Raw genomic sequence first — 9,621 nt, 5'->3', positions numbered from 1 at the left:
GTGCGGGGCCGGAGTTGTGCAGCCAGTAGCGGGTGGCGACGGGCTGGGCGGGCTCGTGGGCGGCGATGCCGGGCCCGGACGCCTGGTGGGGCGGCTGGGCGGGCGTGGCGAGGAGGGTGGCGACCTCGAAGCCGGTCAGGTCGACTCCGAGGCCGCCGGTCTCCTCCGGGGCGAGGGGCGCCCCGGGCCTCTCCAGGACGTCGGCGCGGGCGCCCGCGGCCCACGGCACCGGCCCGGTCACCCGTGCCCGTACCGGCCGGCCGTCGACCTCGTGCACGCGGACGACGAGACCCTGTCCGGGATCCACGGGTGCCTCGCTGCCCCGGGCCAGCGGGGAGCCGAGCGGCTTGAGCGCGTCGAGCAGCACCTCGCCGGCGGGTTCCAGGCCGAGCAGGGTCGCCTGCCTCGGCAGGGCGCCGGAGGACTGCCGCAGCCGTGCCGTCAGCGGACGGTTGTACGCGTGCCCGGCCTGCGGCAGCCGCAGGTCCCGCCAGTCGCCCGGGCCCGCGACGACGGCGTACTCGAAGGTGTGCGACCAGCGCTGGAGCTGGAACCCCGAGCCGTCGGGGGCGGTGCGGCGTGGTGGGTCCACCCAGACCCCGGACGGCCAGCCGGTGCAGGAGCGCATCAGGGACATGTAGAGGTCGCCGGAGGCGGTGACCACGCAACCGGGGGTGCCGCGGTTGAGGATCGCGAAGCTGCGGCCGTCCCAGGCGTCGCCGGGCGGCAGGGCCTCGCCGCCGCCGGCGGCCGTGGCCGTCACCGTGAAGTCGTCCAGGTCGGCGATCAGCGCATCGACCGCCTTGGCGTCGTCCTCGGGGCGGGCGCCCGCCACCACCAGCAGCGGCAGGCGTTCCAGGTCGCGCAGGTCGGCCCCGGGGATCCACTCCTCGCGCAGACAGGCGCGGGGCGCGACCCAGACGGCGGCCACGCCCCGTTCGGCCAGCTGGCGCTTCAGTTCCCGCCCGGCCGCCGGGTCCCAGCCGAGCGCCTCGGCGACCACGGCGTTGCGGTCGGGGCCGCCGACGGCGATCCGGAGGTCCGGGAGGTTGGAGTCGACCTCCAGGTCGCCGTAGCGCGGGCCGCCCGCGATCGTCGTGGTCGCCGTGACCCCGGCGCGGACCAGGGCCGCCGCGAGCGGGGTGCCGAGGTCGCCCGCGATGTCCCAGTCGGCATAGATGAGTTCGGCGACGCCGATCGAACGGTGTCCGAGGAGGACGCCGGAGTCGTCGTGGACGGCGACGCGGGCGGTGGAGCCGAGGCCGAACCAGGTGTTGGCGGGGTTGTCCAGCGTCCAGGGGAACCGTTCGCTGTCCACCTCCACGAACCCGAACCCGCGCCCGATCACCGCGTCCGCCACCTCGTGCACGGGCAGTCCGCCCCGTACGTCCGAGGGCCAGCGCACCCGGATCAGCCGGTCGGCGCCGTCGTACCCGTCGACGGTCGTGGTGGCGTCGAGCCGGTCGACGCCCTGCCACAGCGTCAGGCGCTGGGTGCAGCGGAAGAGGCCGAGGTCGGCGGTGACGGTGATGCGGGAACCGGCGGGGGAGTGCTCGACGCGCACCTCGGCGGTCACGTCCCCGCTGCGGGCCGCGGTGGTGCCGGTCGGGGTGAGGTGCCAGGGGCCCTCGCCGAAGCGCGGATGCCTCGGGTACTCCTCCTGGACGACGATCTCGTTGCCGATGTCACCGGGGCGCAGCAGCTCCCGGCCGCCCTCGGCCAGGGCGCGCAGGCTGCTGACGCCACCGCCGCGTGCCGGGTCGACCGTCACCTCGTAGAACTCGTTGCGGATGGTGAGGCCCTCGCCGGGTGCCCAGCCGGGGGCGGACCCCTCGGTGAGCGGGAGCGCCGTGAGGCCCATGCCGGGCGCCTCCGGGACGACGACATGGAGCCGGCCGTCCTCGCTGACCGCGGGCAGTCCCTCGGGTACGAGACCCGGGTCGTCGACCGTCAGCACGTCAAGGCGTGGCCATGTCGCGGAGTTGAACACGACCAGGTCGGGACCGTCGCCCGGGGTGACCCGGTCGGCCAGGGCCTGGGTGGCGTCGGCGTGCACGCTCCGGGCGAGGTCGTGCAGCTCCCGCCAGCCGGTCATCAGGTCGATGTAGACCTGGTCCGACTCCGAGCCGGTGATGGCGTCGTGGTGGGCGCCGTAGACGAGTTGCCGCCAGGCCTTGTCCAGGGCCGCGTCCGGGTAGGGACGGCCGGTGACGAGGGAGGCGAGCGTCGCCCAGGCCTCGGCGTCGGCGAGGAGGGTCTCGCCGTACCGCTGGGCCTGCTTGGTGTCGATGTAGGAGACGTCCTTGCCGGTGTAGACCGGGTTCATGTCGCGCGTCTGCGGGGAGGCCTTGCGGCCCTCCGTCTCCAGTTCCGCGCGGACGGCGGCGAAGAAGTCCCGGGGGATCGCGCTGATGAAGCGCGGCCAGACGTACCGGGCGTTCCAGTCGCGGTGGATGTCCATGACCCAGCGGCACGGCGGCGCGTAGTCCCCGCCCACCGGGAGCAGCACGTTGCGGGTGAGGGCGACCTGCTTGAGCCGCTGGAAGAGCTGGTACGCGGCGGCCTCCGCCTCGGGGAGGGTGGGCGCGTTGTCGATGGCCCAGCCCGCGCCGTAGTGGTTGACCATGTACGCGGTCAGCAGGCCGCGCCCCGACGGGGCGATCCAGCTGAACTCGGCCGGGAACTGCATCCGGCCCGGGTCCCTCGGCTCCTCGCCGAACACCGACAGCGTCGGCCCCCACTGGTGGAACGGCCCGCGCGCCCACGAACTGGAGCTCACCCCCGCGTCCGCCATCAGCCCCGGGAACTGCGGGTCGTGCCCGAAGGCGTCCAGCTGCCAGGCGGTCTCCGGCGAGGCGCCGATGACGCCGCGCTGGAAGCCGTCGCCGTACAGGGCGTTGCGGATCGTCGCCTCGGCGCCGGTGAGGTTGGTGTTGGGCTCGTTGTAGGTGCCGCCCATGATCTCGACGCGGCCGGTGCGGATCAGCTGCCGCAGGAAGGCGCGCTCCTCCGGGAAGGCGTCCCAGTAGGGCTTGAGGTAGTCGACCTCCGCGAGCACGAAGGTGTACGCCGGGTCGCGCCGGGCCAGGTCGCAGTGGGCCCGGACCAGGCTCATGCCGGACTGGCCGCGCGAGTCGAAGGTGCGGGCGGGCAGTCCGCTGGTCGCCGGGTCATCGGCGACGTCCCAGGTCTCCGTATAGGCGCCCTGGGTGTTCCACCAGACGGGGTCGTAGTGGAAGTGGCTGACCATGAACATGGTCCAGCCGGGCTCGGCCGCCGTGAACTCGCCCGTGCGGGAGGTGACTTCGTCGCCGTCGGCCGCGGTGACCCTGATCTCGCGGCGGTCGCCCGGGACCAGGTCCTCGCCGGTGACGGGGATCTCGGCGCGTACGGTGCCGTCCTCGCCGACGGCGGTCTGCGTGGTGCCGGTGAGGCCCGGGCCCTCGACGGTGAGCCGCACGGCCCGGCCCGGAGTGTGGTTCAGCTCGACGGCCACCACCTGTCGCGGCTGCTCGGTGGTCCCGGAGAAGAGCTCGGTCGACTCGACAGAGGTGACGCGCATGGGGCTCCTACGAGTGCTCTGGGGAGCCCCATCCTGCACGGCAGGAGTGATTCAAACAACCATCTTCACGTCAACTTGGTGGTTCATCCATGCACCGTCGGCCATGTCACCTGGTCCGCCGGGACTTCACCGCGTGCTGCGGGGTGATGTGGTCGGTCAGCGCCAGCGACGCGCTCGCGCGCTGGTAGGTGAGCTGGGCGACCCGGACGTACAGGCAGTCGACGAGCATCAGGACGGAGTGCCGGCTGCTGATGCTCTCGGCCCGGAAGCTGGTTTCCGAGGAGGACGAGATGAGCCGGATGTCGGCGGTCCTGGACAGGGGCGAGCGCGGGTCGGTGGTCAGGGCGATGGTGGTGGCGCCGCGCTCCCTGGCCATCTCGAACGGTTCGAGGGTCTCGCGGGTCGCCCCGGAGTGGGAGATGCCGATGGCCACGTCCGCCGGGGTGAGCAGGGCCGCGGAGGTGGCGGCCGCGTGCACCTCGGTCCAGCCGCGGACCGAGCAGCCGATGCGGAACAGCCGGGTCTCCGTCTCCTGGGTCACCGCGCCGCTGCCGCCGACGCCGTAGACGTCGATGCGCCGGGCGCGGGCCAGGGCCTGCGCCGCGCGCTCCAGCGCGTCGAGGTCGATCCGGTCGATGGTCTGCTGGATGGCCCGCAGGTCCGCCGTGCCGACGACCTGGACGACCCGTTCGAGGCTGTCGTCCGGGGAGATGTCGGGACCGATCTCGGCGGTCCCCCAGTCGGACACCTCGCCCCGGCCGCGCTCCTGGGCCAGTTCGATCAGCAGGTGCTGGTAGGAGTCCAGCCCGATGGCCCGGCAGAAACGGGTCACCGTCGCCTGGGAGGTGCCGGTGCGGCGGCCCAGCTCGGCGGCCGAGCAGTGGGTGACGGCGGCCGGATCCTCCAGGATCAGCTCGCCGACCTTCCGCAGGGACCCCGCCAGCCGGGGCAACTCGGTACGGATCAGTGTGGTGACGTCCGTGGGAGGCATGGGGAGAAGGTACCAGCCACCCTTTGGGGCGCACGTTGAATACCAGGACCCGATGGGATACAGAGAGCGGGCGTGATTGATTGATTCACCGATGGGGAAGTGTAGGGTGATTCAATCCATCAGTGGGGAGTGTGTCGCGTGTCCGTCGAGTCTGTGAGCGCCCAGGGGTTCGCGCGGGAGAGCCTCGCCGTCCTCCAGCACGTCATCGAATCCGCCCGGGAAGACGTGGCCGCCGCCGCGGACCTGGTCGCCGAGTGCGTACGCGCGGACGGTGTCGTCCAGGCCTTCGGCACGGGCCATTCGCAGGCCCTCGTCCTCGAACTCGCGGGCCGCGCGGGCGGACTGGTCCCCACCAACCGGCTGAGCATCGCCGACCTCGTCCTCTACGGCGGCGAGGACCCGGCCGTGCTCGACGACCCGCTCCTCGAACGCCGGGCCGGGGTGGCCGCCCGGCTCTACGACCTGGCCGCCCCGAACCCCCAAGACCTCTTCGTCGTCATCTCCAACTCCGGCGTCAACAGCGTCATCGTGGAGATGGCCCTGCACGCCAAGGAGCACGGCCACCGGGTCCTGGCCCTCACCTCCCTCGCCCACACCCGGGCCGTCCCCGCCGTCCATCCCAGCGGCCGGAAGCTCGCCGACATCGCCGACGTCGTCCTCGACAACGCGGCCCCGCGCGGCGACTCCCTGCTCGAACTGCCCGGCGGCGGCTCGGTCTGCGCCCTGTCCACCCTCACCGGCGTGATGCTGGTCCAGATGACGGTCGCCGAGGCGGCCGGCCGCCTCCTCGCCGCCGGAGAGCGCCCGCCGGTCTACGTCTCGGCCAATGTGCCCGGCGGCTTCGAGGGCAACCTGGAGCTGGAGGAGAAGTACGCGGGCCGGATCCGCCGCACGGCGAGCTGAGTCGAACCGGCCTGGGCGGACGGCCGGGGTCCCTCATCGGGGCCCGCCAGGGGAGATGTGCCACCGGCCTGATCTTGTGATCGGCGTCACTTCTCTGCACTTCACCCTCATGAGTGAAGGCGGGTATGTGACTCGTCAAAGGGCCTCCGAGACGGATGGGATGGGGTCAGGGGTGGCGGCGCCGGCGGCCGCCGGGCAGATCCCCCGGCGTCGGTAAGATCAGCGCTCTCATGGGGGTGCGATGCGAACATCGGGGCTGGGCGGCGAGGGGCAGAAGTACGCGCTGACCTCGGATGAGGACGACAGCGATTTCTGGGGCTTCGCTCACGAGGCAGAGGGGTTGTTCACGCCCCTGCCGGGTGAGGAGGGCGCGCGCCGGGTGCACCTCGCGGGTTGCCTCCCGCAGGGTGGCCTGCTGAGGTGCGTTGACCACGTCGGCAGTCGTCGTGCCGTGGCGGGGAACGCCTGGTTTGAGCTCCTCGACGGTGACGGTGCCACCATGGGGTCCTACTTCGTCAACGAGGTCACCGTCATCGGCGTCAAGCCCTCCGCCAGCGGTGCTGGCCTCGTCGACCTCACGGTGACGCTCTGGTGCGAGAACGCCCTGCCCGGAGCTGAACGACCGTGGGAGATGGTCCGCACCGGTCGCCTGAACCACACCGGAATGTGGTACGAACTCGCGCCCGAAGACCGACACGCGTGGCTGTCGGTGGCCCTGTGGTCCCGGGAGTACCAGCGCCAGGGGAGGCCCGATGCGCCTGCAGGCCAGGTGTTCACCTTGGACGGCCGACATGTCGTTGACCGGGACACCTTCTACTGCGCGATCGGTGAGGCCATCAACGGACCCGGTGGATACTTCGGCTGGAACCTGGACGCTCTGGACGACTGTCTGAGAGGCGGCTGGGGCGCGACCACTCCGTTCACCTTGCACTGGGACTTCTCGGCCGAGGCTCGGACGCGGTTGGCAGAGCGCGTGCCCGTCGGCGATCGCGAGCTTGTGCTGTTCGACCTGATCCTGGAGATCTTCGAGGAACGAGGTGTGAGCGTCATCCTGCGGTGAGAGCCTGTGAACAAACCCCGTCTGCGCGCAGCGGCGTCCGGTGCGCCCGCCCTTCGGGCGGACGGCGGTTTGTTCACAGGCTCTGAGCTGAACCGCTGACCGGGTGGTTCCGGAATACGCCAGAGACCTGCCTTCTGCCAGCGGCAGAACACCGGCCCGACCGGGCTCGACGATCACTACAGTCCAGGCTCATGACGACAGTTACAACGCGCACGATCGACTACGCGGCCGACGGCCTGACGATGATCGGGCACCTCGCGCTCCCGGCCGGTGTCGACCGCCGGCCCGCGGTCCTGGTCGGGCCCGAGGGGGTGGGGCTCAGCGACGTCGAGCGCCGCCGGGCCGATGCGCTCGCCGAGCTGGGATACGTGGCGCTGGCCTTCGACCTCCACGGCGGGCGCTATTTGGGCGACCCTGAGGAGATGTTGGCCCGTTGCATGCCGCTGCTCGCCGACCCCGACCGGATGCGAGGCATCGGCCACGCGGCGCTCGACGTGCTCCGCGCCGAGCCGCGGACCGACTCGGACCGGATCGCCGCCGTCGGCTACGGCACCGGGGGCGCAATCGCGCTGGAACTCGGGCGCGACGGCGTCGACCTGCGCGCGATCGCGACAGTCAACGGACTGACCACGGGCCGACCAGGCGAGACGGCGCGCATTCACTGCCCGGTGTGGGCCGGGGTCGGGTCGGAAGACGCGATCATGCCGCCCGCGCAACGGGACGCATTCACTGCCGAGATGCAGGCTGCGGGCGTCGACTGGCGCCTCGTGGTCTACGGCGGCGCCTTGCACGCCTTCCATCACCCGCCGGTCGACCACACCGTGCTCCCCGGCGTCGGTTATCACCCTCAGCACGCGCAGCGAGCATGGCGCGACGTCGTCGACCTGCTCGCCGAGTGCCTGCCCATAACGGAGTGATCTGGGCAGACTGGGGTTTGTTCACCGGGTCTGACAGCTCGTTGCTTCGAGGCATCGCTCTGGGGAGCGTCATTCGGACTCCTGCGGACGGCGGCGTGCGGGGAGGCCGAGGTGGACGGCTGGTCGCTGAGCTCGGCGTTGGGTCTCGTCGCGCTTCGCGCGGAGGAAGGTGAGGGTGAGGTCGATGCCCTCGATCTCACCGAAGTAGAAGCTGCGGACGGAGATGACCAGGCTGTCCGCCCCGGCGCGCGGAGCGCCGTTGACCTTGACGGCGATCATCTGCCGCCAGGCGGTGTAGATCTCGGGAGAGATCCGCAGGTCAGCCTGGTCGGGGTTGAGGCGTTCGATCTTCTCCCAGAAGTGGTGAGCCAGGTGCAGGACCAGGTTCTTCAAGGTGGCGTAGTCGGTGTCCGCGCGGCGCCGCGTGAAGTAGTCGATCAGCACCCCGCGCACTGCCTGGTTCCGGATCGGGTAGAGGTCGACGAGCTCCTCGACGCTCTTCTGGCCCCGCATGAGAGCGGCGCGCATCGCCGCCGGAACGGTCGGTGGAAGATGGCCCATGGCGTGAAGTACGTGCCACACACCTTGCCGCGGAGGCGATTCCCGGCCTTGTTCCCGGGGTCCACCACCGACCAGGCCCGCCGGTTCCGTCGTCGGTGCGTACCCGGGGCTGAGGTACGGCTTCCCTGTCCGCGGATTGACCGTTCCCGGACGCGGCGACTGCGGGTTGCGCCGTCGGCGCTGCGGGTTCGGGGCCGTACGCAGCCAGCCGGTCAGGACGGCCGTCTCCGCCTCGGTCGCCCGTTCCCAGGCGACGTCGAGCAGCCACAGAAGCCGGAACCAGCATCCCGAACCCGTAGCTACGGGCGGTCAGCGGGCTGCTGTCACTCAGCGCCAGGTCGCGCAGGTACGCGGTGCCCGGCTCCACCTCGCGTCCGAGGCCGTTGACAACAACGAAGGGAGGGTGGGCCTCACCGGTTTCCACCACGGCACCAGCGCGGGGCAGCTGGGCCCGACCCTCCATCAGTTCGTGACGTAGATCCACTTCGCTCTCCTTGATCGTGATGACCAACACCGCGATCAACGGGGAGAAGAGGTGCAGATAACTGTGCATAAGGACTAGGGTGAAACCGCTCGGGTCTCCTTCCGGTGAGGGAAGTGATCCCGGTGACCGTCGTCTGGGACGACATCGGCGGCCTCGTCGATGCCCATGAGCGTTTCCTGGCGGGCGCGCACGTCGATGCGGACGTCCGGGAACCCGTGCTGGACTCCTGGAAGCGGTGCCGGTCCGTCGGACTCGAACCCCACCGGCTGGCTCTCCCATACACCCCTGACCTGGCACTGGACGACCGGTTCCTGCGCGCGGCCGACCCCGTCCTCCAGGACCTCACCGCCTCGCTCGCCGATGTCGGCATGACGATCGCGCTCTGCGACGCGCAGGGCCGCATGGTGCAGCGGCTCGGCGGCGAACGGCGGCTGCGCGCGCGACTCGACGAGGTCCGGTTCGCCCCCGGCTTCGACGCCTCCGAACCCGTCGCCGGCACCAACGGAGTGGGCACCGCGCTGGCCGAACGGGGCGCCGTCTACGTCGCCGGCCGCGAGCACTTCGCCGACTGCCTGGCACCGTTCGCCTGCGCGGGCGCGCCCGTGCGCGATCCCCTCAGCGGCCGTATCGAGGCCGTCCTCGACCTGACCTGTCTGCGCGGTGACGGCGACCCGGCCATGCTGCGGATGGTCCGCGACGCCGCCCGGGAGATCGAGGGACGGATGCTGGACCAGGCCACGCAGCGGGAGCGGGCCCTGCTCGCCGCCTACCGCAGGGCCGGGGGCGATCCGGGCGGCTGGCCGCGACAGCCCGAGCACCGGGAACTCGACGACGGCGGCCTCGACCTCGGGCGGATCGACCTGGCCGTGCTGCGCGAGAAGGCCGAGGAACTCATCGCCTCACCGCACCTCACGCTCGACGAGGTCACGCTCCCCGGCGGCCGGGCCGCGACCCTGCTGCGCCGCCAGGTCACGGGCCCGCAGGGAGAGGCGGGTGTGGCGGTCGAGGTGCGCATCCTCGGCGGCCCGCGCCTGAGCCACACCCGGGCGGGCGTCGCCGAGACGGTGGTCGCACCGGCCCCCGCGGGCGCGGTCGTCCCGCCGACCGGTCTCGCACCGGTGGTCGCGCCGACCGGGTCCGTGA

At 71.8% G+C, this 9,621-nt stretch carries 7 protein-coding genes; 4 read left to right on the top strand and 3 right to left on the bottom strand.

What is annotated here, in order from left to right:
- Positions 1-3,562 (bottom strand): glycoside hydrolase family 38 N-terminal domain-containing protein (locus CA983_RS34920; RefSeq protein ID WP_086604764.1); only part of this gene is annotated, 3,562 nt, incomplete at its 3' end.
- Positions 3,563-3,668: 106 nt separating this feature from the next.
- Positions 3,669-4,553, bottom strand: a complete 885-nt coding sequence (locus CA983_RS34915) for a MurR/RpiR family transcriptional regulator (RefSeq protein ID WP_086604763.1) — start codon at positions 4,551-4,553, stop codon at positions 3,669-3,671.
- Between the two features lie 138 nt (positions 4,554-4,691).
- Here CA983_RS34915 and CA983_RS34910 point away from each other — a divergent pair, with 138 nt between their 5' ends.
- The 3 genes from CA983_RS34910 to CA983_RS34900 all read left to right on the top strand — a co-directional run bounded on the left by CA983_RS34910 (position 4,692) and on the right by CA983_RS34900 (position 7,433).
- On the top strand, positions 4,692-5,456 hold the full coding sequence (locus tag CA983_RS34910) for a sugar isomerase domain-containing protein (protein ID WP_086604762.1): 765 nt from the start codon (positions 4,692-4,694) through the stop codon (positions 5,454-5,456).
- A gap of 241 nt (positions 5,457-5,697) precedes the next feature.
- Positions 5,698-6,516, top strand: a complete 819-nt coding sequence (locus tag CA983_RS34905; RefSeq protein WP_086604761.1) for a barstar family protein — start codon at positions 5,698-5,700, stop codon at positions 6,514-6,516.
- Between the two features lie 191 nt (positions 6,517-6,707).
- Positions 6,708-7,433, top strand: coding sequence for a dienelactone hydrolase family protein (locus tag CA983_RS34900; protein WP_086604760.1), 726 nt, complete (start codon positions 6,708-6,710; stop codon positions 7,431-7,433).
- Positions 7,434-7,502: 69 nt separating this feature from the next.
- Here the strand turns inward: CA983_RS34900 and CA983_RS34895 are convergent, their stop codons facing one another.
- Positions 7,503-7,961: a hypothetical protein gene (locus CA983_RS34895; protein WP_167407520.1), complete on the bottom strand. Its 459-nt coding sequence runs from the start codon at positions 7,959-7,961 to the stop codon at positions 7,503-7,505.
- 639 nt (positions 7,962-8,600) lie between these two features.
- On the opposite strand from CA983_RS34895, the gene CA983_RS34885 reads away from it, so the two are divergent.
- A partial coding sequence (locus tag CA983_RS34885) for a sigma-54-dependent transcriptional regulator family protein (RefSeq protein ID WP_483027225.1) occupies positions 8,601-9,621 on the top strand: 1,021 nt, incomplete at its 3' end.

It is taken from the genome of Streptomyces swartbergensis (genome assembly GCF_002148965.1).
In the GTDB taxonomy this organism is placed as follows: Bacteria; Actinomycetota; Actinomycetes; order Streptomycetales; family Streptomycetaceae; genus Streptomyces; species Streptomyces swartbergensis.
This window is presented reverse-complemented; position numbering and strand designations above follow the sequence as displayed.